At 37.1% G+C, this 23,813-nt stretch carries 22 protein-coding genes; 7 read left to right on the forward strand and 15 right to left on the reverse strand.

Going from position 1 to position 23,813, the window contains the following annotated elements:
• The first annotated feature begins 59 nt into the window (after positions 1-59).
• Complete coding sequence (locus J7J33_02395) at positions 60-899, forward strand: DUF4388 domain-containing protein (GenBank protein ID MCD6168140.1); 840 nt, start codon at positions 60-62, stop codon at positions 897-899.
• On the opposite strand, the gene J7J33_02400 is transcribed toward J7J33_02395, so the two are convergent.
• The 10 genes from J7J33_02400 to alaS are packed head-to-tail and all read right to left on the reverse strand — an operon-like array spanning position 894 to position 10,673.
• Positions 894-1,310 (reverse strand): type II secretion system protein GspG, encoded by a 417-nt coding sequence (locus J7J33_02400; GenBank protein ID MCD6168141.1) that lies wholly within the window; start codon positions 1,308-1,310, stop codon positions 894-896. The genes J7J33_02395 and J7J33_02400 overlap by 6 nt on opposite strands.
• A gap of 1 nt (position 1,311) precedes the next feature.
• Positions 1,312-2,532, reverse strand: coding sequence for a type II secretion system F family protein (locus tag J7J33_02405; GenBank protein MCD6168142.1), 1,221 nt, complete (start codon positions 2,530-2,532; stop codon positions 1,312-1,314).
• Positions 2,519-3,601, reverse strand: a complete 1,083-nt coding sequence (locus tag J7J33_02410) for a type IV pilus twitching motility protein PilT (protein MCD6168143.1) — start codon at positions 3,599-3,601, stop codon at positions 2,519-2,521. Before J7J33_02410 ends, J7J33_02405 begins: the two co-directional genes overlap by 14 nt.
• Positions 3,598-5,304 carry a type II secretion system ATPase GspE gene (gspE, locus tag J7J33_02415; GenBank protein ID MCD6168144.1) on the reverse strand — a complete coding sequence of 569 codons (1,707 nt, stop codon included), beginning with the start codon at positions 5,302-5,304 and terminating at the stop codon, positions 3,598-3,600. The genes J7J33_02410 and gspE overlap by 4 nt, the downstream gene beginning before the upstream one ends.
• A 12-nt stretch (positions 5,305-5,316) precedes the next feature.
• Positions 5,317-5,802: a YqeG family HAD IIIA-type phosphatase gene (locus J7J33_02420; GenBank protein ID MCD6168145.1), complete on the reverse strand. Its 486-nt coding sequence runs from the start codon at positions 5,800-5,802 to the stop codon at positions 5,317-5,319.
• On the reverse strand, positions 5,795-6,031 hold the full coding sequence (locus tag J7J33_02425; GenBank protein MCD6168146.1) for a hypothetical protein: 237 nt from the start codon (positions 6,029-6,031) through the stop codon (positions 5,795-5,797). The genes J7J33_02420 and J7J33_02425 overlap by 8 nt, the downstream gene beginning before the upstream one ends.
• Positions 6,028-6,651, reverse strand: a complete 624-nt coding sequence (udk, locus tag J7J33_02430) for a uridine kinase (protein MCD6168147.1) — start codon at positions 6,649-6,651, stop codon at positions 6,028-6,030. The genes J7J33_02425 and udk overlap by 4 nt, the downstream gene beginning before the upstream one ends.
• The gene (gene mltG / locus J7J33_02435) at positions 6,648-7,631 is read right to left on the reverse strand and encodes an endolytic transglycosylase MltG (GenBank protein ID MCD6168148.1); all 984 of its coding nucleotides are present in this window, start codon (positions 7,629-7,631) and stop codon (positions 6,648-6,650) included. Before mltG ends, udk begins: the two co-directional genes overlap by 4 nt.
• Positions 7,628-8,077, reverse strand: coding sequence for a Holliday junction resolvase RuvX (gene ruvX, locus J7J33_02440; GenBank protein MCD6168149.1), 450 nt, complete (start codon positions 8,075-8,077; stop codon positions 7,628-7,630). The genes mltG and ruvX overlap by 4 nt, the downstream gene beginning before the upstream one ends.
• Positions 8,067-10,673 (reverse strand): alanine--tRNA ligase, encoded by a 2,607-nt coding sequence (gene alaS, locus J7J33_02445; GenBank protein ID MCD6168150.1) that lies wholly within the window; start codon positions 10,671-10,673, stop codon positions 8,067-8,069. Before alaS ends, ruvX begins: the two co-directional genes overlap by 11 nt.
• Positions 10,674-10,768: 95 nt before the next feature.
• Between alaS and J7J33_02450 the strand changes: the two genes are divergently transcribed.
• Positions 10,769-13,069, forward strand: a complete 2,301-nt coding sequence (locus J7J33_02450) for a transketolase (protein ID MCD6168151.1) — start codon at positions 10,769-10,771, stop codon at positions 13,067-13,069.
• Positions 13,070-13,103: 34 nt separating this feature from the next.
• Here the strand turns inward: J7J33_02450 and J7J33_02455 are convergent, their stop codons facing one another.
• From J7J33_02455 to J7J33_02475, 5 genes are read right to left on the reverse strand one after another with little or no spacing between them, the layout of a single operon-like run.
• A complete protein-coding gene (locus tag J7J33_02455) occupies positions 13,104-15,434 on the reverse strand; it encodes a molybdopterin-dependent oxidoreductase (GenBank protein MCD6168152.1) in 2,331 nt (776 codons plus the stop codon).
• Positions 15,427-15,903, reverse strand: a complete 477-nt coding sequence (locus tag J7J33_02460) for a (2Fe-2S)-binding protein (GenBank protein ID MCD6168153.1) — start codon at positions 15,901-15,903, stop codon at positions 15,427-15,429. The genes J7J33_02455 and J7J33_02460 overlap by 8 nt, the downstream gene beginning before the upstream one ends.
• On the reverse strand, positions 15,900-16,748 hold the full coding sequence (locus J7J33_02465; GenBank protein MCD6168154.1) for an FAD binding domain-containing protein: 849 nt from the start codon (positions 16,746-16,748) through the stop codon (positions 15,900-15,902). Before J7J33_02465 ends, J7J33_02460 begins: the two co-directional genes overlap by 4 nt.
• Positions 16,742-17,665: a carbohydrate kinase family protein gene (locus J7J33_02470; protein ID MCD6168155.1), complete on the reverse strand. Its 924-nt coding sequence runs from the start codon at positions 17,663-17,665 to the stop codon at positions 16,742-16,744. Before J7J33_02470 ends, J7J33_02465 begins: the two co-directional genes overlap by 7 nt.
• Positions 17,653-18,324 (reverse strand): phosphoribosylanthranilate isomerase, encoded by a 672-nt coding sequence (locus J7J33_02475; GenBank protein ID MCD6168156.1) that lies wholly within the window; start codon positions 18,322-18,324, stop codon positions 17,653-17,655. Before J7J33_02475 ends, J7J33_02470 begins: the two co-directional genes overlap by 13 nt.
• A 112-nt stretch (positions 18,325-18,436) precedes the next feature.
• On the opposite strand from J7J33_02475, the gene J7J33_02480 reads away from it, so the two are divergent.
• The 5 genes from J7J33_02480 to J7J33_02500 form a co-directional block, all read left to right on the forward strand.
• The gene (locus J7J33_02480; protein MCD6168157.1) at positions 18,437-19,639 is read left to right on the forward strand and encodes a BMP family ABC transporter substrate-binding protein; all 1,203 of its coding nucleotides are present in this window, start codon (positions 18,437-18,439) and stop codon (positions 19,637-19,639) included.
• Between the two features lie 118 nt (positions 19,640-19,757).
• Entirely contained in the window at positions 19,758-21,281 is a 1,524-nt protein-coding gene (locus J7J33_02485) for an ABC transporter ATP-binding protein (protein ID MCD6168158.1), read from the forward strand.
• Entirely contained in the window at positions 21,271-22,338 is a 1,068-nt protein-coding gene (locus tag J7J33_02490; protein ID MCD6168159.1) for an ABC transporter permease, read from the forward strand. The genes J7J33_02485 and J7J33_02490 overlap by 11 nt, the downstream gene beginning before the upstream one ends.
• Before the next feature lie 3 nt (positions 22,339-22,341).
• Positions 22,342-23,274: an ABC transporter permease gene (locus J7J33_02495; GenBank protein ID MCD6168160.1), complete on the forward strand. Its 933-nt coding sequence runs from the start codon at positions 22,342-22,344 to the stop codon at positions 23,272-23,274.
• 107 nt (positions 23,275-23,381) lie between these two features.
• Positions 23,382-23,813 (forward strand): hypothetical protein (locus J7J33_02500; GenBank protein ID MCD6168161.1); only part of this gene is annotated, 432 nt, incomplete at its 3' end.

Below are 23,813 nucleotides of genomic sequence, written 5' to 3' on the forward strand. Positions count from 1 at the left end.
GCTTACTTTATTGTTTTAACGAAAAATTAGTATATAATATATAATAAAAGGAGGGTAAAATGGAATTATCTGGAAGTTTAAAAGATTTTTCTGTTAAAGATATCATTAAATTCATCTTCTCCTCAAAGAAAACAGGAACTCTCTCTATATCCGGTAAAGTAAAATTTTACGGTACAATTGAAGGCAAGATATATTTTGATAAGGGCGAAATTATAAATGCAGAAGCAGCTGGCAAAGAGGGAGAGAGTGTAATTTATTTGATTCTAATGGCAGATGAAGGTAGTTTTTCCTTTTCAAAGGAAATAGATAAAAAAGTCAAGAGAAAGATAGAGAAGAAAACAGAGGAGATATTGCTTGAGGGGATGAAAAGAGTAGAGTTGTTAAATAAACTTATTAAAAAATTACCTCCCTTAGATACAGATGCATTATTTGATGTCAATCCATCTTCACCATCATCAGAAATATCTCTTACTAAAGAAGAGTGGTATGTTATTAACCTGTTTAAAGGTGGAAAGAAAATAAAGGATGTTTTAATGGATAGTTCACTTCCAGATTTTGATACATTGAAAGCCATTCTTTCTCTCATATCATCAGGTTTTATTAAACATTTTGAAATTATGGAGATCATTCCAGATCACAGCGAGAAAGCGAAGAAGATTCTAAAAGATTACTCTGGAATAGGTCCTCCACTCTTTCCTACAGCGAATGCAAAGGCGAATAGACTATTCTACAAAATTGATGGTAAGAAAAACCTCTTAGATTTATCTAAAGAGACAGAATTAGACAGAGAAGAGGTTCTCTCATGCTTCTTCCTTCTTTTACATAAAGGCTTTGTTACTTCAAATGTTGATTCAAGTACATTAGATCTGATTGAGGAACAATTAAAGAAAAGCTCATGAGTTTGTTTTTACTATATCATCATCGGTGTGGCTATCATTCTCTCCATCTGGTCCAACTGACCAGATGTAGTATATACCATTGGAGAGAGAATAGTTGTAATAATTATCTGGAGAGAATGGATCCTTAGGTATTTTACCTATGTAACTTACTCTTTCCGTGTTATAAATTAACACACCTTCTCCAAGAAGCTCATCCATCCAGTTACTTTCTGGAGGATATCTTTTTAAATCTGTATGGTATGCCTCCAGTGCTATTTGAATCATATGGAGTTCTTCTTTCGTCTTCGCTTTTTTTGCAAGTGTTTTTATGCTCGGAGATGTATATATGAGTATTGCAATAGTTGTAAGGATCAATATTATAGCAACAACTACCATAATTTCAATTAAACTGAAGCCATCCCCTTTAAGCATCTTATCTTATCTGTCCCACCATGTAGAATATTGGAAGATATAAAGAAATAATTATAAATCCTATAATTCCTCCCACAAATAGAATTAGCAATGGTTCAATCAGTGAGGTAAGCTGCTCCACTGCTCTATTTACCTCTTCTTCATAAAACTGAGCAACCTTCATGAGCATTTCTTCAAGCTCTCCAGTCTCTTCTCCTATTGCAGTCATTTGAACAACCATTGGTGTAAAGAGACCAGATTCCTCCATTGGTTTGGATAGAGTTTCTCCTCTTCTCACTCTTTCTTCTATTTTTTGTATCTCTCTCTGGATTATTACATTGTCAAGCACTCCTCCAACTGTGTCAAGGGCTTGAAGAAGAGGAACTCCTGCTGCAAGGAGTGAGGAAAGTGTAGCACTGAATCTTGCCATTGCTGTTAGATGATTCAATTTTCCAAGAATAGGCATCTTTAATTTAAAGGCATCAGTTTTCTCTCTACCGTAAGGAGTTGTTTTAAACAGGTTGAAAGCTATAATTAAACCTACTACTCCAAGAATTACAATCCACCAGTTTTTCTTAAGCCAGAGGGAAAGGTTTAGAGTGAATTGAGTCATCGCAGGTAATGGAACATTCAAGTCTGCGAAGAAACCGGCAAATCTTGGTACAAACACTGTTAGCATAAAGAAACCAAGGGAAAAAGCAATAACTAATACAAACATCGGATAGCTCATGGCGCCTTTTATTTTCTGTCTCAATCTATAATCATTCTCAAGAAATTCTGTAACCCTTTCAAAAGATCTATCCAGATTTCCGCCTACCTCTCCTGCTTTTATCATGTTCACATACAAGCTGGAGAAAATGGTAGGGAAGTTCATCATAGATGTAGATAAAGGTATTCCACTTTCCACATCTTTTTTTATCTTTTTTGCTACCTCTCTCAATCTTTTTCCAGGTGACTGGAAGGACAGAATGTCAAGAATCCTTGTCAATGGAAGACCTGCCTTGAGCATTGTGGTAAACTGCCTCGTGAAGAATAGGAGTGCTCTTAAACTGACTCCTCTTTTACCAAAAAATTTGTAGAGAATTCCTTCTATGCCAGAAATCCCCTCAACCTTTTCAATAGTTATCTGGGAGATTCCCCTTCTCCTTAAGGTAGCTTCAAGACTCTCAGGAGATTCAGCCTCCATTTTTCCTTGGACAAGTTTTCCATACATATTTCTCCCTTTATATCTAAATACTGCCACTTATATCCTCCCTACCTAACATTTTTAGTAGTTCTGATGGGTCATAAGAGTATCTTATTGCGGTTTCAAAACTGATAAGGTTGTGTTCGTACAGATCTTTTAGTGCCTGATTCATGGTCTGCATACCCAAATCTTTAGATGTTTGAATAATTGTGTTTATTTGATAGGATTTATTTTCTCTTATAAGGTTTCTTACAGCAGGGGTAACTATTAAGACTTCTGATGCAAGAACAAGTCCACTTCCATCTCTTCTTTCAACGAGTTGTTGGGTAAATATTGCTGATAAAACATTGGAGAGTTGAATTCTTATCTGTTGTTGCTGATATGGAGGAAAGACATCTACAATTCTATCGATACTTTGAGCTGCAGAGTTAGTATGAAGTGTTGCAAAGACAAGATGACCTGTCTCTGCTGCAGTTATAGCACTCGAGATTGTCTCAAGATCTCTCATCTCACCCACGAGTATAACATCTGGATCCTCTCTTAAGACACTTCTCAATGCCTTTGGAAAACTTCTTGTATCAGATCCAAGTTCTCTTTGAACTACTATACTTTTTTTGTGTTTATGAAGATACTCTATTGGGTCCTCAATGGTGATTATATGGACACTTCTCGTTGAGTTTATCTTATCTATAACAGATGCAAGAGTTGTGGATTTTCCACTTCCTGTGGCACCGGTGACAAGAACAAAGCCTTTCTCTAATTCCACAACTTTGTTTATAGCTTTTGGAAGCCCAAGTTGTTCAAAGGTGGGAATTTCCCATGGTATGACTCTAAATGCAGCAGCAACAGTTTGTCTCTGTCTAAATACATTTACCCTGAATCTACCAACATTATGTACACCAAAAGAGAAGTCTATCTCCCATTCCTCTTTGAATTTTTCCTTTTGTTCATCATTCATTATTGGATATACAAGTTCCTCAACTTCTTCAGATGTAAGGGGTTCAGATTTTAAAGGAACAAGTCTCTTTTTGATTCTGAAGACAGGTGGTAAACCAGCGGTAAGGTGTAAGTCAGAGGCATTTTTCTTTTTACATATATTTAGAAGGTCTTGAAGGCTGTAATTCATCCCTCCATTACCTCCACAGTTGATATAACCCTTAATACCTCTTCGAGTGAAGTTATACCCTTGCGTGCCTTATCAAGTGCGTCATGTAAAAGTGTTTTCGTTCCATTCTTTACAGCATACTCTTTAATCTCTGTGGATGATGCTCTCTTAAGTATCATCTCTCTTATGTTGTCATCTATCTTTAAAATCTCCTGAACCGCTATTCTTCCTTTGTATCCTGTATTATTGCATATGGGACAGCCTTTTCCTTTATAAAATACCATATTTTCATCCTCTATTCCAAGCTGCTCAAGTATGTATCTACTTGGTTTAATCTCAGTTTTACAGTTGTTGCATATCTTCCTTACCAGTCTCTGGGCAGTAACCCCGATAAGGGCAGATGCTATAAGATATGGTTCTATTCCCATATCAATGAGTCTTGTAGGTGCAGAAAAGGAGTCATTTGTGTGAAGCGTGGAGAAAACAAGGTGTCCTGTTAATGCAGCTTCCATGGCTATTTGAGCAGTCTCTCTATCCCTTATCTCTCCAACAAGAATTATATCTGGATCCTGCCTTAGGAAGGATCTTAGAGCATTGGCAAAAGTTAATCCAATTTTAGGATTGACCTGAACCTGTGTTATTCCATCGAGTTGATACTCCACAGGATCCTCAGCAGTAAGAATATTAACCTTTGGTGAATTAAGAATTCTTAAAACTGCATAAAGGGTTGTTGACTTACCAGAGCCAGTTGGACCAGTGATAAGTATCATTCCATAAGGCTGGGTAATCAATGACTTAAATATGGTTAAGCTCTCTTCAGAAAATCCGAGTTTCTCCAATGGAATAAGAGATTTTTCCTTGTCAAGTATTCTCATTACAACCTTCTCTCCAAATATTGCTGGAAGAATGGAGACCCTCAAATCTATCTCTCTTCCTCTAAATTTTAGATTGATTCTTCCATCCTGAGGTCTTCTTCTCTCTGCAATGTCAAGATTTGCCATAATTTTTACTCTTGAGACAAGACCTGGTTGGATGTTTTTGGGTAGAGACATGGCATCGTTTAAGACTCCATCTATTCTGTACCTTACCCTCACCGATCTTTTCTGGGGTTCTATGTGAATATCTGAAGCTCGAGATACAATTGCCTCAGTTATTATCTGATTCATCAATCTTATAATAGGTGCTGTCTCTGCTAAACTTCTTGCTTCATCAATGGATAGTTCAGTTTCCTCTTCTTCAGTTTCAACCTCCACACCTCCTGTCATTTCCATGACAGCTTCTTTTACAGTTTTCTCCATGGAGTAGTATTTCTCGATATTTCCTATGATGGACTCCTTTGATGCCACATATATCTTTACATTCTTCAAGTAATTCCTTAGAAAATCAATGGCAAAGATATTTGTTGGGTCAGAAATGGCTACCATAATCTCTCCTTCCTCTGTTCTTCCAAAGGGTATCACTTCAAATCTTCTGGCTATCTCTTCACTTATAAGATGAACAGTTTCCTTGTCTATTTCAACAGTGGAAAGATCAATATATGGATAACCCCACTGCTTTGCTATGATTTTGGCAAGGGTCTCTTCATCTATTACCCCTAATCTCTTCAATACATCCAGGAGTCTTTCCCCTGTCCTTTTCTGTTCTTCAAGGGCTTTCTTGAGTTGTTCCTCAGTAATGATTCCATTGGAGATAAGTACATTACCTATAAGGTCATTTCTACCCATATTAAAATTATATCACAGTATATTTTTTCTAAAAAGAGATTCAAAAAATCTCATTATCTTTGTTAGAAAGAAATCTTTTGATTTATCCTTTGGTTCAACCAGAATTGTGTAACATCCGAGTAGATTACCCCCAAGAATGTCTGTAAAGATCTGATCCCCAATTACAATGGTCCTATCTTCTTTAGTCTTAAGTATCTTCATAAGTTTTTTAAATGAGAAAGGTAAGGGTTTGAGTCCCCTGCCTATGGATGGGAAACCAAATCTCTTTTCTATGAATTCTACCCTTTTTTTATAGTTATTTGATATGATTCCTATTTTAAAGTGCTTCTTCGCATATTCTATCCATTTTAAAACATCTTCCTCTATATACTCACTCCCTCTTGTTACCAGGGTATTGTCAAGATCAATGATAAGTGCATCAAATGTACCCATATAATTTTTAAGGTCTATATCTTCTATTCTTTTAAAGGATTCCTTTGGTTTCAGAAGTTTAAGCATTTCCCATCTCTAATGGCTCATAGATTATGGGAATGTATTTAGCCACCTCACTGAGAAAATCGGTAATTTCTGGAAGAAATCTCTCATCAAAAGAAACATCCATAACACCAAGATTGTTGTTAACAAAGGTAAAGAGTATCATTGCATCTCCTTCTAAAGATTCAAGCAAACTTTGAACAAATCCTATTTCTTCCTTTGGAAAGTACATTCTGATGGTAAATTCCTTCATTTTATCTCCTTTAATAGTTCCTTTATCCTTCCAACTATCATATCCACAGCAACAATATTGAATCCGCCTTCTGGGATAATAACATCTGCAAATCTTTTTGTTGGTTCGACGAATTGAATGTGCATGGGTCTAACTATTTCAAGATATTGAGTAACAACTGAATCAAGAGATCTTCCCCTCTCTTTTATATCCCTTAAGAGTCTTCTTATAAATCTTACATCTGGATCAGTATCCACATATATCTTTATGTCCATCAAGTTTCTTAACTCTTCATCAAAGAGGGAAAGTATACCCTCTATTATGATTATCTTTTTAGGTTCTATTCTCTGGGTTTCCTTAAGTCTCACATATTTTACAAAGGAATATACAGGTTTTTCTATACTTTTCCCTTGTATGAGCCTTTTAAGGTGGTTTATAAGTAATGGAAAGTCAAAGGCATCTGGATGATCATAATTTATCTTTACTCTTTCTTCAAATGGGATATGTGAGTGGTCTTTATAGTAAGAATCCATATCCAGTATAAGTATGTCCTCTCCAACTTTCTCCTTTATCTTTAAGGCGACTGTTGTTTTCCCTGATCCTGATCCACCTGCAATACCGATAAGTATATTTTTCTTCATGGCATCACCTTTCTTATATTTTTTAAATGCTCTTCATATGTTCTTGCAAAAAGATGAGTTCCATCTCCCTTTGCCACAAAGTAGAGGAAGTCTGTTTTAGCTGGATGTATTACAGCTTCTATAGATTTAACAGATGGATTACATATGGGCGTTGGGGGAAGTCCTCTATATTTATATGTATTATAAGGAGAGTCAATCTCAAGCTCTTTGGATGTGAGAGTATATCCTGCATCAGGTAAAACATACTTCAATGTTGGGTCTGCCTGAAGTTTCATTCCCAGTTTTAACCTGTTAATAAAAACCGATGCAATTATTTTTCTCTCCTCATCCACCTGGGCTTCCTTTTCCACAATTGATGCAAGTATAAGAACCTCATAATTTGAAAGATCTCCTTTGTATTCATTAAAGAGCGGATTACACTTTGATTTAAAATTCTCAAGCATCATCTTTATATCCTTTTCCGTCTTTTCCCTTTCAAAGAAATAGGTGTCAGGATATAAAAATCCCTCAAGACTATCTGCATCATCAAAGATGTAGTTTTTATACTTATCTATATTTGATACCTCTCTCTCAAAATCTTCCTTTGAGCATATCCTGTTCCTGATAAAAATCTCCTCAATCTCCTTTAAAGTGTAACCTTCAGGTATTGTTACCTTCACATAAGGAGGGATTCCCCCCTCTGTGAATTTTAGTAACACTTCTCTTAAATCCATTTTTTTATCAAAGGTATATATACCAGATTTTAAATTTTTATCAATTTTATAGTATTTTGAGAGAAGGATAAATAGAGTTTTGTTTTTTATCAGATTGTTCTTATAGGCAATTTCTGCTATCTGCTGAACTGTGGAATCACAAGGTATGGTTACCTTTGTGGGTTTAAAATTTTTTGGAGGTAACATCTCATCATAGGTATAAAAACATGCTGCAAAAATTAAAACTAAAGCAAAAATAACAAATAGAAAAATCTTTAAGCTCTTCACCTCATTCTCTCCAGATAGGTATTCAAAATTATTATAGCAGAAGATGTGTCGTCATCTAAGGTTTTTTTTCTTGCTTTCCTCACCTTATTATTTTTGGACTTAAAAATGGGAGTATTTGCTATCTTGGTTGTAAACCTTTCATCCACAAGTTCAACTCTTATTTTAAGTGTAGCCTCAAGTTTCCCTTTCACTTTTAGAATCTTCTCTGCCTGTTTCCCAATCTCTCCAGATAAACTCAAAGGAAAACCAAGTACTATTAATTCTACATTAAATCTTTCAACTATTTCCTTTAGTTTTTCTATCTTCTCTTTCTCCTCTCCATAGAAGACACCAATGCCTCTTGCAATAATGTTCATTGGATCCGATATGGCAACTCCCATCTTCTTGTCTCCCCAATCAACTCCAAGGATTCTCAATGAACCACCTCTGTAATAATTATGCGGCAATTCTTCTCTCTAATTCTTTTTTAAGAATTTCTTCTATGCCCTTTGAATTATCAGCTCTCCCCCGTGCACTGCTATCCTTTCCTCCTCCCTTTACACCTATAGAGCTTTTAAGATAGTCCATAAGGTTTTTTGCTGTAATTTTCTCCTTTATGGAATCTGAAACAAAGATACTTATGTTCTTTTCTTCCTTCCCTGAAACTACGAGTAGGACAAAGTCCCTTAATTTATTTTTAATCTCGTCAAACAATATATAGGAATCGTCTGGGTTAATGAACTTATCTCTTACAGTAATGAAACTTATGTTTGAGATTTTTTCTGCCTTTGATACTCTCTCCCTCGCTATTATACTTAGAAGTCTCCTCTTAAGCTCCAGATATTCTCTATCTTTTTCCTTTAATTTCTGTTTTATTTCTTCAATTCTTTCAACTACAATCTCATTGGGAACTCCAAGAACTTGTGATATTTCCTTTTCCCTTTCTTCAAGTTCCCTCATGTAGTTAAAAGCTTTCTTTCCTGTATAGGCTTCAACTCTTCTTAAATTTGAGCCAATACCCCTTTCAGATACTATCTTAAAAATTCCTATTTCTATTGTATTGGATACATGGGTACCGCCACAAAATTCTTTAGTCAATCCCTCCACAGAAACTACTCTTACCCTTTTTCCATACTTTTCTCCAAAAAGTGCAACTGCTCCTTCCTTTTTTGCCTCTTCAATATCCTTTATCTCCCAATTTACAGGTATTTCTTTATAAATGGCATCAAGCACCATATCTTCTATTTTCTTTATCTCTTCATACTCTAATGGAGAAAAGTGGGAAAAGTCAAATCTTAGATAATCTTCATCAACAAGAGAACCTTTCTGTAGAGCGTGCTCTCCCAGAACTTCTCTGAGAGCCTTATGCAGTAGATGTGTTGCTGTATGTGCTCTTTGGATACCCTTCCTTCTATCATAATCTACTTCAGCAACCACATCTGAATTAACAGTTACAGAACCTTTGTTCACTCTTACAAGGTGAATAATGAAATTCTCAACAGGATGTTTCGTATCTATAACCTTAAGCTCAAAATTGTCTCCATACATTCTTCCTCTATCTCCCACCTGTCCACCCTTCTCGCCATAAAATGGTGTTTTATCAAGTATAACGATTCCCTCTTCTCCAGCTTTCAATTCCTTTACAGGCTCTCCATTCTTTAAAAGATAAATAACCTTTGATTTCTGAGAGAGTGTGGTATAACCTGTAAATTTTGTTTCTCCAAGTGTTTCCTTAAGTTTTATGTAATTTAAATCCATTGAGAAAACACCGCTTTCTTTTTGAACCATCCTACTTTTCTCCCTTGAGTCTTTAAGCGCTTCCTCAAACTCCTTTTTGTTGAATGTTAGATTGTATCCAGAGAGTATATCCTCGGCAAGTTCCTTTGGAAATCCATAGGTATCATAGAGGAAAAATATATCTCTTCCTGAAACAAACTTCTCTTTTCTGGACAGAGTTTTTTCAATGATATGATTTAGATAATCAAGTCCTCTACTCAATGTGTTTATAAAACCCTTTTCCTCAGAGATAAGCACCTTCTCAATAATTTCCTTTTTCTCCTTTATAATAGGGTAAACATCTCCCAAGGAGTCCACAACTGATGGGTATATTTTGAACAGGAAAGGTTCCCTTAATCCAAGACTCCATCCAGAAGAAAAGCTTCTTCTGATAAGTCTCCTTAAGACATATCCCCTCCCCTCATTGGAAGGAAATAGACCTTCAGATATCAAGAATGTTATCGCTCTTATGTGATCTGCAATAACTCTAAAAGGATAAATATTTTCTTTGTATTCTTTGCCTGTGACTCTTTCTATTTTTTCTATAATTCCAGAAAATAGATCTGTTTCGAAGTTACTTCTCTTTCCCTCAAGCACCATGGTTATTCTCTCAAGCCCCATTCCTGTATCTATATTTTTACGAGGTAATGGGTTGAGGGTTCCATCCTTCTTTCTATCAAATTGAGTGAAGACAAGATTCCATATTTCAAGGAATCTATCACAATCAGATGCTGGTCCAAGTTCGGCTTTCTCACATGGGAAATCTTCTCCAAGGTCAAAATAAATCTCTGAATCAGGACCACAAGGTCCCTCTTCTCCCATCTGCCAGAAGTTATCCTCAAGTTTTACAATTCTATCTTCAGGAATTCCAACTTTCCTCCACAAATTATAGGCTTCTTCATCATCAGGATAAACTGAAATCCATAACCTCTCCTTAGGTAATCCATAAACCTTAGTGACAAGTTCATATGCCCATGGGATTGCATCCTCTTTAAAGTAGTCACCAATGGAAAAATTGCCAAGCATCTCAAAAAAGGTGTGGTGTCTTATTGTTTTTCCCACCTGTTCAATGTCATTTGTTCTTATACATGCCTGACATGTGGTTATTCTTGGTTTTGGAGGTTTTTCCTCTCCTAAAAAATAGGATTTTAGAGGAACCATTCCTGCTGCTGTAAATAGAAGTGTTGGATCCTTTGGTATCAAAGAAAATGATGGGAGTCTCAAGTGACCCCTATCTTCAAAAAACCTCAAGAACTCTTCTCTTATCTCTTTTGATGTCTTAATCATTTACCTCCTTTTTTAAAGATATTATAGCATAAGTGTTTTTATATGTTATAATCTTTCTTGAAATAATCTAAAGAATTAAATTACGGAGAGGAGTTATGGAAAAGATTAAAAAGGAAGAGTTTGAAAAATGGGAGATTATTAAGGATTTAGTTGATCAACTCATTGATTTAATGTTAAATTACAGACAGAGTGGTCATCCAGGGGGATCGAGGTCTAAAGTTCATTTAACAGTATCAACACTTCTTTCTGGTTTTGCAAGATATGATATAAGAGAACCAGAGAAACCCTTTAATGACAGAATTATTCTCGTTGCAGGTCATACCATACCTCTTATATATGCTGTTCTTTCAGTTTTTAATGAAGCTATGAGATTAAGGTATCAGGAGACAAAGGATGAAAGATATCTACCGAAATCAAAGGAGAGGACACTTTATCCTGAGGATCTTCTTGGATTCAGAAGAAGGGGAGGACTTCCAGGACATGCAGAGATGGGAGGTAAAACACTTCTATTGAAGTTTAACACAGGTCCCTCTGGTCATGGTTCAGCAGCAGCAGTGGGAGAAGCCATTGCCCTTAAAAGACTTGGAGCAGATGGTGTAAAGGTGATAGCAATTGAAGGTGACGCAGGTCTTACACCTGGGGTAACTCATGAGGTGTTAAATTCTGCGTGGTCGTTGGGACTTGATAACCTCTTCTATCTCATTGATTGGAATAATTTTGGTATAGATGATCATCCACTCAAAGAAACTGTTTATGGAACACCAGATACTTGGTTCTCTTCCCATGGTTGGCGTGTGGTTGGAACAGAAAAAGGTATGGAGTGGGAAACCGTTGCTGAGACCATTGAAAAGTTGTTTACAGATGTGAAGAAGAATACACCAAATGTTGCATGGTTTAAAACCCGTAAGGGAAGAGGCTATCTAAAGTACGATAACAAATCCCATGGCTCACCTCACAAGATGAATTCAGAACTCTTTTGGGAGACAAAGAAACCATTTCAGGACAAGTATGGAGTTAAATTTGTTGGATTTGGTGAACCACCTCCACCAACTCATGAAGAGATTATGGAGCAGTTTAAGAAGAATATTGATGTTGTTATGAGTGTTTTAAGGGAGAATAAGGAACTCTACAGATACATTTCTGATAGACTTGTTGAGATAGGAGAGAGTGTGCCTGATGACTTACCTTTAAAGGTTGACAGGGATAAGAATCCAATTCATGATGAGGCACTCTACGATTTTAAAAACTATCCAAAGGAACTTTATGAAGAACCGGGGAAGGTTGTTCCAAATAGAAATGCCTTTAGAAAGTGGGGAGCATGGATAAATGCATACACCGCAAAGAAGTATAATAGACCTTTATTTATAGCCATGTCTGCTGATCTTGCTGAATCAACAAGGATTGATGGTTTTGCAAAGCCCTTTGGTGACTTTCCCGGTTATGGTTGGTATGATAAGGAGAAGAATCCTGACGGAGTTCTTCTACCTCAGGAGATTACAGAGTTTGTAAATTCTGGTATTTGTGCAGGTATTGAAACTGTTAATGTTGCCAAGGATCCCTATAAAGAGTTTGTTGGATTTTACTCTGCATCTTCTACCTATGGTTCCTTTGCATACCTCAAGTACGGTATGATGAGACTGTTCTCGCAGCTTGCCCAGGATTGTCCATTAAAGGTTGGAAAGGTTATATGGGTGGCAGGTCATTCAGGTCCAGAGACAGCAGATGACTCAAGAACACATTTTGGAATATTTGCTCCTTATGTGGGAAAACTATTTCCAAGAGGTCAGGTGATAAATCTACATCCATGGGAATACAACGAAGTTCCTGTGGTTCTTGGAAGGGCACTCAAAGAAGATGCACCAATAATTGTGCTTCATCTTACAAGACCTGGAATTCCCATACCTGATAGAGAAAAACTTGGTATTCCAAGTCATTTTGAGGCAGCACATGGTGCATATATCTTAAGAGATTACAAGAAGGGAGTTCCAGAGATGGGAACTGTTATCGTTCAGGGAACAAGTTCCACCCTTGGTGTTGTTAAGATACTGCCAAAACTTGATGAGCTTGGATTGAATGTAAAGATAGTGGCAGCTATAAGTTATGAACTATTTATGAGAGAACCTAAGGATTATAGAGACAAAGTTTTGCCTCTCTCACACTGGAGAGACTCGATGGTTATAACCAGTGAAGCTTTAAGAAACATGAGTGATTGGATATTTAGTAAGGTGAGTGAAGAATACTCAATGTCCTCTGATTGGGATAACAGATGGAGAACTGGTGGTACAGTTGATGATGTACTTGAGGAAGCTCATCTAACACCAGATTACATACTTGAGGGAATTAAAAAATTTGCTTTGGAGAAGGATAAAAGATTAAAGAAACTATTAGAAATATGATAAAAGGGAGGCCGACGCCTCCCTTTTATATTTTTTACACCCTTTCCTTTAAAAGTTTAAACACCTTTTCTGGAGTAAAAGGTGCTTCTTTCAATCTAATTCCTACAGCGTCATACACTGCGTTAGAGATTGAAGGTAGTGGACCATTTATATTCACCTCTGCAACAGATTTTGCTCCAAAAGGTCCAGTAGGTTCATAGGTTGGAACAAACTTCACAACAATTTCTGGTAAATCAAGAGATGTAAGGATTTTGTAGTCAAAAAATGTGGGATTTATTGGAGAGCCTGTTTTTGTGAATTTTATTTCCTCAGTTAGGGCGTATCCAAGACCATTAACTATTGCTCCTATAGCTTGACCCTTTGCAAGTTTCGGATGTATAACAACTCCAGCATCTATAACTGCCACATACTTCACTGGTATAATCTTTCCAGTTTCTGTATCCACATCAACAAGAACGAAGTGAGCAGCAAATGGAGGAGGAGACTTTGGTGAGACATGAGATCCTACCCCTATCAGGTGTTCTTGCTCCTCCTCATAGTAGCTCTTAAGTCCTATCTCTTTGTATGTTATACTCTTTCCACTCTTTTTACTTATAACAGTTGAATCCTTAATATAGAGATTATCTGGATCCTCTTTAAGTAGTTTTGCCGCATAATTTATGATCTTTCCCTTTAAGTCTTTAGCAGCTTTTAGAACAGCTCCACCAGAGACATAGGTAGTGCTTGATGCGTATGCTCCAGTGTCAAAGGGAGTGAAATCTGTATCTGATGAATAAACAAAGAAGTTTCTGTAATCTGTTTTTAATTCCTCTGCTGCAATCTGTGCAAGAATTGTATCTGAACCTGTACCTATATCTGTTGCACCTGTTAGAAGCTGGAAGGTTCCATCATCATTCATTCTTATTTCACAGGATGCCATGTCTATCAAAGCAATACCAGATCCCTGCATGAGTATAGCCATTCCAACTCCTCTAATATATGGTCCCTTTTTAATTCTCTTTTTTCTCCATCTGTCCCATTCTATCTCCTTCCTTCCTATTTCAATACATCTATCCAGGGCACAACTCTCAATGGTTTGTGGTACTCCCTCTCTACCCTCTCCAAGTTTTTCAAATATGGGAGATGTTTCACCCTCCTTTATGTGGTTTCTCTTTCTAAACTCTAATGGATCAATGCCCATCTTTTCACTAAGTTCATCTATGGCAGTTTCAAGGGCAAACTGACCTTGAGTTGCACCATACCCTCTGTATGCACCAGCAACAGGAAGGTTGGTGTATACTGCATCTCCAACAAATCTTACATTCTTTGCTTTGTTGTATATTGGAAGAGATTTACTACCAACATTGAATAGGACGGTGGGTCCATGTGTACCATAAGCTCCTGTGTTCAAAACAACCCTCATATCTATTCCTGTGAGGATACCTGAAGAATTAGCACCAAGTCTTATGTAAATCTTTGATGGATGCCTTGTCCTTGCAGAGACAAACTCTTCTCTCCTTGTATATTCCATTCTTACAGGTCTTTTTGTCCTTAAGGTCATGAGAGCGCATATATCCTCAAGCACTATCTCCTGCTTTGTACCAAATCCTCCACCAATTCTTGGTTTAACAACTCTTATGTTGTTGATGGGAATTCCAAGTATCTGTGAGATTATTCTCCTCACATGAAAGGGAACCTGAGTTGAAGTTCTTATCACAAGTCTATTGTTTTCATCAAGGTATGTGATGGTTATGTGCGTTTCCATTGGAACATGCTGAGCATACTGGGTTTTTGTGTAGTATCCTTCAATTTTGAAATCTGCATCTTTTATGGCTTTATCAACATCTCCTATCTCTACTTCAACATGTGAGACTATGTTTCTTTTCTTATCGTAAATGCCAGTGCTTTCATCTTCGTCATGAATGACTGGTGCACCTTCTTTCATTGCCTCTTCTGGGTCAAAAACTGAGGGTAATTTTTTGTATTTAACCTTTATAAGTCTCAATGCCTCTTCAGCAATTTCCAGAGTTTCAGCACCTACAGCAGCAACTCTATCTCCCACAAATCTTACCTTCTTATCAAAGATAAAGGTATCGTATGGTGATGGTTCTGGATAACCCTGACCAGCAGTGGTATGAGGTATCCTTGGGGTATTCTTGTATGTAAGAACTATTTTAACACCAGGGAGTTTCTCTGCCTCAGTTGTGTCAATGTCAACTATCTCCGCATGAGCAAAGGGGCTTGTTAGAAGTTTTGCATGAATCATATCAGGGAGATTGATGTCGTCAGCAAAGAGTGGTTGACCTGCAGCAAGGGGAAGACCATCATATTTCTCCACACTCTCCCCTACAACTTTCAATTCTTCCTCTCTATCTTTTTTAAGCATTTTCTTCCTCCTTTAACAGCTTTATAGCCTTCTCAACAGCTTCTATCTGCTGAACATAACCTGTACATCTACAGAAATGACCTGAAAGGGCTTTCTTAATGTCATCTCTCGTGGGATTTGGATTTTCATCAAGAAGTGCCTTCATTGAAAGAATTATTCCAGGAATACAGTATCCACATTGTACAGCTCCCTCTTCCACAAAACTTCTCTGTAGAGGATGTGGTTTCTCCATATCTCCTATTCCTTTGATTGTGATAACACTTCTATCTTTAACTCTTCCTGCAAGTATAGTACATGATGGAACAGGTACTCCGTCAAGTAGAACCGTGCAGGCACCACACTCACCTGTCTTACAGTTGTTTCCCTTAACCTCTGTATGTCCATTTCTCCTTAAAAGTTCAAATAGTGATTCTCCGGGGTAGGCATCAAATTCTACAAATTCGCCATTTAATTTGAACTTTATCTTCATATCTCCTCCCTTATGCGCATTAGATTCCTCTTGGTTAAAACACCAGAAAGTTCTCTTCTGTAATCTCCTGATATCCTCATGTCATCTGCCACTTTTACAGTCTCCATCACAAGTTCTTTTGCTTTTCCTATAACTTCATCTGTGAGTGTCTTACCAAGCAAAAATTCCTCAACCGTTTCCATCCTTGTGGGACCAAAAGGTCTTGCGCCAATTACAACTATTGCATCTTCCACCCTCTTCTCTTTGTCAAATTTTAGAAGCATACCTTCATTTAAGAGAGGTATATCTGATGCTGTTCTTGTAAATCTTATATAGGAAAAGTGATACGATGGATCAAATTTTTTAATCCTTACCTCCTTTATTATTGCCTCATCAAGGAATTCTTCAATTTCAACTCTCATGAACTCTGAAAGAGTCATTTCCTTCTCCTCCCCTGTGAATATAACAAGTGATGCGTCAATAGTTAAAAGAATTGCAGTTATATCTGACCATGGATAGTTTCTTGCCACACTTCCGCCAAAGGTTATTACATTTCTTATGATAGGAGTTGCAATCTCAGAGAAAACCTCTGTCAGTTTTCCTTTAAATAACTTTCCAACCACCAAGGATTTTTGAGCTTCACCGATGGTAGTTTTAGCACCAATCTTTATATTTTCCTCATCCTCTTCTATATAGGAGAGACCGAGATTTTCAAGATCTATAAGGTATTCAATATCCTTTGGACTCCTCCATATGATATCAAGTCCACCACCCACAACCCTTGCAGATTTACCCTTTTTTTTGAGTAAATCCAAAGCCTCATTTAAAGATTCTGGATAAAAATACTCCTTTACATTTTTTAACATCCTTCCTCCTTTCTTCTCATAAAATCATAGATTTCCTCCTTGGAAGGAATATATACTCCAAGCTTCGTTGTAGATAATGCACCAGAAGAGTTGGCAAAACCAGCTGCCTCTTTCAAACTACCTGATTCAAGATACTTGTACACAAAGGATGCATTGAAGATATCCCCTGCTCCTGTGGTATCTACTGATCTTACAGGTATTCCTGAAGATACTATCTTTTCTTCTCCTGTAATTACCATTGCGCCATTTTCACCCATTTTAATCACGAAGACCTTTCCTTCATCTATAAGTTTATACTTAAATTCATCCTCAATCAAAGAAAACTCCCTTAAATTTGAAAATATTACATTACTTCTCTTCATAATGTAATAGACTGCATCTATAAACCCTTCTATTTCCTCACCTATCCTTATCTGTGTGTCAAAAAATAACCTTAGTCTCTTCTTACTTATAAAATCCACAACTTCTCTTAACCTCTTCTGGGAGGTTTTACCTGTTAAAATTCCTCCTGAAATATACACAGCTAAAAAGTTTGAGAAATCTATCTCCTTCAATTTCTTAGTGTCAATCTCTTCGTATGCTACATCTTTGATACCAGCAAATGTTGTTCTCTCTCCCTCTTCATTCACTATTGCAACAATAAGTGCAGTTTTTTTATTTACCCTATCAACAAAATCCTTCCTAACTTTAAAACTATCAAGGTGTCTCTCAATAATGTGTGAGAAAATATCGTTCCCCAAGGGAGTAAAATAAAAAACCTCACATCCAAGATTGGAAAGTGCGCAGGAAAAATTAACACCTGTGCCAGCAGGTGTGATCTTTATATCTTCTGGAACTATATTTTTGTCTCTTTCAAACTGGAAATTTCCTTTTATTGTGATATCCACACAGTTATCACCAATCACTAAAATTTGCATTTCCTTACCCTTTCAACAAAAAGTTCTACCTTTTTAATATCTTTTCTTCCATTACCTCCCTGAATGTCAAGGGAAGTTTTTGCATCAACTCCAGATGGCTTTACCTTTTTTATGGCTTCACACACATTATCAGGTGAGAGGCCGCCTCCAAGAATAACAGGTTTTTTTACACTCTCAACGATTTTTCTACTTACACTCCAGTCATGTGTTTTTCCTGTGGCACCGATAAAACCGGGCATCTGTTTACTCTCCCCGGGTGTATCAAGAATGAAAGAATCCACTAAATCTTCAAACATAATAGCTTTATCTATGGATTCCTCTCCTGAAACAGGTATAGCAAGAAGTATCTTACTCTTTACACTCTTTCTAAGTTTAATTAGATAATCTCTTTCCACCATATAGCATATGTGTAAGTAATCTGGTTCTGTAAATTCTATAACAGGAACTATCTCTTCTATCTTCTTTACATCAAGGATAAGGCTTGTTTCTTTAGCTTGTTCTCTTATAAAACTTATAAGTTCCTTTGCTTTCTTGTAGGAGACAATTCCTTTCTCTACATTCCCAGTTTTTGAAGCTACAATTCCCAACCTATCCACTCCAAGTTCACACAATTTTTCTGCATCATATAGATTGTTTATCGCATAAATTTGAATTAACATAGCAATTCTATTTTAATGCGAAGCAATTACTTTTGTCAATTTTTACATCTTGACAATGATAATTAAGGAATTATAAAATAGAAATCAGTAAAACAAGCCAAGGAGGTGTTAAATGAAAAAATTTGGTGGGATTCTGGCAATCTTGGTGATTGTTCTTCTCCTGTTCACTTCTTTTGCCATTTCGTGCGCTCCCGAGGAAGAGAAACCAAGCGAGCAACCAACCCAAACTCAGGAGAAGAAAATCAAAGCTGGTTTTATCTATGTTGGTCCAGTAGGAGATTATGGGTGGACAACTGCTCATGATGTGGGAAGGAAGTATGTGGAGGAAAAATTCCCGTGGCTTGAGACGGTATATGTTGAGTCAGTCGCAGAGGGTGATGCTGCAAGAGTTATTGACAGATTGGTGAACGAAGAGAAATGTGATATCATATTTACCACAAGTTTTGGGTATATGGATGAAACTATTAAAGCTGCAGAGAAGTATCCAGATGTGATATTTGAGCACTGTTCCGGATATAAGAGAGCAAAGAATGCAGGCACTTACTTTGCTGAGCTTTATCAGATGTACTATCTTAATGGTTTAATGGCAGGGGCGTTGACAAAGACAAATAAAGCAGGGTATGTTGCGGCATATCCAACACCTGAAGTTGTAAGACATATAAATGCCTATGCTCTTGGTGTAAAAGAGGTGAATCCAGATGCAAAGGTTTATGTAAGATGGCTGTTCTCATGGTATGATCCAGCAAAGGCAAGGGAAGCTGCTGAGTCATTGATAGCTGAGGGCGTAGATTGTCTTGCCTTTACAGAGGATTCAACAGCTGTTGTTGAAGTTGGAGAGGAACATACAAAGAAGGGACAGCAGATATACACATTCTCTCACTACAGTCCAATGCAGAAGTTTGGACCAGATACAGTGGTTTCCGGTCAGTTAGTGGATTGGGGAATAATGTATGAGGAGATTTTGAGGAGAGTGTACACAAACACATGGGATAACAGAGATTACTGGTGGCTTGCAAAAGAGGGAGCATGTGATCTTGGAGGTGAATTTGGCACTCCAATAAATCCGAAGTTTGTAGATGAGCTCAAGGCAAAAAGGGTAAAGGATCCAATATTTGGGGAAATAAGTGTGTATGATCTCGTTATGAAGAGGTTGGAACAGATGAAGGAGCCAACAATTCTTTTTGATCCATTCACCGGCCCAATTTATGACCAAAAAGGCACAATGAGACTAAAACCAGAAGAGAGGGCAAGCCACGATCTCTTATGGAGTATAGATTGGTTTGTTGATAATGTAGTGGGAGAGATTCCAAAGTAGTCAAATGGATTTTGTGTAAAGAGGGGGTCTACCCCTCTTTACTTTTACTATTTTATAAAAGGGGTGAGACTTGAAGAGAAGAAAGGATCTTACACTTCATTCTCAGGGGGGTAAAAAAATAGAGTTACTGGAGATGAAAGGTATATATAAAAAATTTCCTGGTGTTATAGCCAATGATAATGTAAATCTTGAGGTAAAGGGTGGGGAGATACATGCGCTTCTTGGAGAGAATGGTGCAGGTAAGACAACTTTGATGAACATCCTCTATGGGATTTATCAGCCTGATGGAGGAGAGATTTATATAAATGGAAAGAAGGTAAATATAAGATCTCCAAGAGATGCAATAGAACTTGGTATTGGCATGGTTCATCAACACTTTATGCTAATCCCTACTCACACGGTAGCAGAAAATATATGCCTTGGATTTAAGGAAGCTCCCTTTTTCTATCCCACAAGAGTTATTGAGGAAAGAATACATGACTTTACAGATAGATATGGGCTTAAAATAAATCCAAAGGCAAAAATATGGCAACTTTCTGCTGGAGAGCAACAGAGGGTTGAAATAATAAAGACTCTCCTTAGAGGTGCAAGCCTACTTATTCTTGATGAGCCCACTTCTGTTCTCACTCCTCAGGAAACAAAGGAACTTTTCACGATACTTAAGAAATTAGTGGAGGAAGGACATTCTGTAATCTTCATTACCCATAAACTTGAGGAGGTTATGGAGATAAGTGATAGAGTTACAGTTTTAAGAAAGGGAAAGGTTGTTGCTACGGTAAGGACAAAAGATACAAACAAAAAGGAACTTGCAAGAATGATGGTTGGAAGAGAGGTAATTTTCAAGTTAGAGAGGGAGAAGATAGAAAGAGGAGAGGAGGTTCTTAAAGTTAAAGACCTCTTTGTGGAAAATGACAGAGGGCTTATGGCGATTAAAGGAGTTTCTTTTAGCGTTCATAAGAATGAAATCTTTGGAATTGCTGGAGTTGCCGGAAATGGTCAGAGAGAGTTGGTGGAAGCAATAACTGGTTTAAGAAAAGTAAAGAGAGGAAAAGTTGAGATCCTAAATGTTGATGTTACAAACTCTTCTCCAAAAAGAATTGGAGATATTGGAGTTGCACATATTCCAGAGGAGAGGATAAGATTTGGAATAGTCCCAAATTTGTCTGTGTATGAAAATGCAGTTCTACGGGATTATTACCACGAACCATTTTCAAAAGGTCTGTTCCTTAACCATCACTACATAAAGGAACACAGTAAGAAACTTGTAAAAGAGTTCTCCATAGATACTCCTTCCATAGATACTCCTGTGAAACTCTTATCAGGTGGAAACATACAGAAGTTAATTCTTGCGCGGGAGATCTCTACAAAGTCAAATCTGATAATTGCTGCTCATCCCACCTATGGGCTTGATGTTGCAGCGACAGAGTATATAAGAAAACTACTTTTAAAAAAGAGAGAAGAGGGTGCAGCTATTCTCCTTGTCTCAGAGGATTTAGAGGAGATATTTGAACTAAGTGATAGAATTGCAGTAATATTTGAGGGAAAGTTTATGGGCATTGTTCCAAGAGAAAAGGCAAATCTTCAGGACATAGGTTTAATGATGGCAGGTTCAAAGAGTTTGGAGGAAAGAAATGAAGATTAAAGTTGAAAGGAGAGGAGAGATATCCCCCAAAAAAAGATTTGCATACCTTATCTTTTCACTGATAATTGGTTTTCTCATTGGTGGTCTTATATTCCTGTTTAAGGGCATAAGTCCTTTCTATGCTTTGCAAAAAATATTTGTAGGTTCCTTTGGGAGCATTTATGGGTGGAAAGAGACAATAACAAAGGCAATTCCTCTTATGCTATGTGGGATAGGTCTTAGCCTTGCCTTTAAAGGAAAATTCTGGAATATTGGGGCAGATGGTCAGCTTTTGTTTGGTGCGGTTCTTGCAACATGGATAGCGCTCTCACTTGGGAAGACATGCCCTCCCTTTGTGGTTTTACCCCTCATGTTTGTTGGTGGGTTTATATCAGGAGCTTTCTGGGGAATTATTCCTGCCATTATGAAGATTAAACTTGGTATTAACGAGGTTATCACAACTCTCATGCTTAACTACATAGCTGAGCAATTTGTACAGTATCTCGTTTATGGTCCCTGGAAGGGTAAAACCCAATATGGATTTCCATACACAGACAACTTTTCATCCTCAGCAACACTCCCTGTTATAAAAGGCACAAGAATTCATTATCCGACGCTTATTATAGGTATTATTTTAGCTGTACTTATTTATATATTTATTATGAAGACAAAAATAGGATATGAGATTAGAGTTATAGGTGAAAATCCTGAGGCAGCAAAGTATGCCGGGATAAATTTTTTAAAAACAACTATAATAATGATGGCTATAAGTGGTGGAATTGCTGGAATTGCTGGAGTTGGAGAGGTAGCAGGGATTCATCATCATCTAACGGTGCCACAACAAATATCCTCAGGTTATGGATATACAGCAATAATTGTGGCATGGCTTGCGAGGTTAAATCCATTAGTTGTTATTCTTTCATCTATATTCTTTGGTGGTATCCTTGTAGGTGGAGATACCATTCAAACATCCATGGGTCTTCCCTTTGCTACAATCAATATATTTAATGGGTTAATCCTAATCTCTGTCATCTCCATTAATTTCTTCCTTGAATATAAAATTTCAATTAAGAGGTGAGAAATGGGAGGACATGAGTTTTTAATTATATCTGTTCTAAAAAGAGCCCTTGTTGCGGGAACTCCACTTCTTCTTGGAACTCTTGGAGAGATATATGCAGAGAGATCTGGAGTTATGAACCTTGGTGTTGAAGGTATGATGGCTATAGGTGCAGTTTCAGGTTTTGGGGTGGCACTTGCCACTGGAAATCCATGGCTTGGACTGATTGCTGCTGCAGCATTCGGCGCCATTCTTTCCCTGATTCATGCCTTTGTAAGTATTACATTGAAGTCAAATCAAATTGTATCTGGACTTGCTATTACAATGCTTGGTCTTGGTATAAGCGGATTATGGGGTAAGGCATATATAGGCATTCCATTAACTACAAAATTTGAGACTGTAAAGATACCGATACTCTCAAAGATTCCCTATATAGGGGAAATTCTTTTTAATCAGGATCCGCTGTTTTACATATCTGTTATAACTGCAATTGTTATGTGGTTTATTCTCTTTAAAACAGAGGTAGGAATAAACATAAGGTCTGTTGGAGAAAATCCACTTGCCGCAGACGCCATGGGTGTGAATGTCTATAGGACAAGGTATATATGTGTTATTATTGGGGGAGCACTTGCAGGTGTTGCGGGGGCACACCTATCCCTTGCATATATACCTTCTTGGATAGAGGGTATGACAGGAGGTAGAGGTTGGATAGTGATAGCTCTCACAATATTTGCACTCTGGAATCCTTTGAGAGCCATGCTTGGAGCTTATCTATTTGGTGGAATTTATGTATTGCAGTATCTACTTCAGCCTCTTGGAATTCCTCCAAATATCCTCCTTATGTTCCCCTATCTTGCAACGCTTCTTGTCCTTCTTGTAAGTGCGCAGGAGACATTTAAAAAGAGGATAGGAGCTCCCAAATCACTGGGAGTTCCCTATGACAAAGAAGAGAAGTAATAATTAAATACTTCTCATGAAAATATTTCTCACCTCGTCCTTTAAAATGCTATAATATAATTGTGAGAGAGAAAACTATAGGTATTGCAAGAGGTTTATATTATTATATGTATTATCCTATGTGGAAGAAGTTCTTTTTGGAACTTGGAACAAAAGTTATTGTTTCACCACCAACAAATAAAAGAATAATGGATCTTGGAGTCGCTTATTCAGTTGATGATATTTGCATTTCAGTAAAGGTTTATCATGGACACGTAAAGTATCTTCTGGATAGAAATGTTGATTTTATCTTTGTACCAAGAATCGTAAGTGAAGAAAAGCACAAGGAGAATTGTCCTAAACTTCTTTCACTTCCAGATTTAATAAGGGATACATTCAATATAGAGGAATCACGAATTCTTTCTCCAGAACTCTACTTTAACTGGAATAGGGCTAAAACCGAGGAAGAGATGTTTAAGATTGGGGTGTTATTATCGAACAAGACCAGGAAGGAAATAAAATCTATCATAAGGAAGTCCCTCGCTTTTCAAAAAACATAT

It is taken from the genome of Caldisericia bacterium, from assembly GCA_021158845.1.
GTDB lineage: Bacteria > Caldisericota > Caldisericia > B22-G15 > B22-G15 > B22-G15.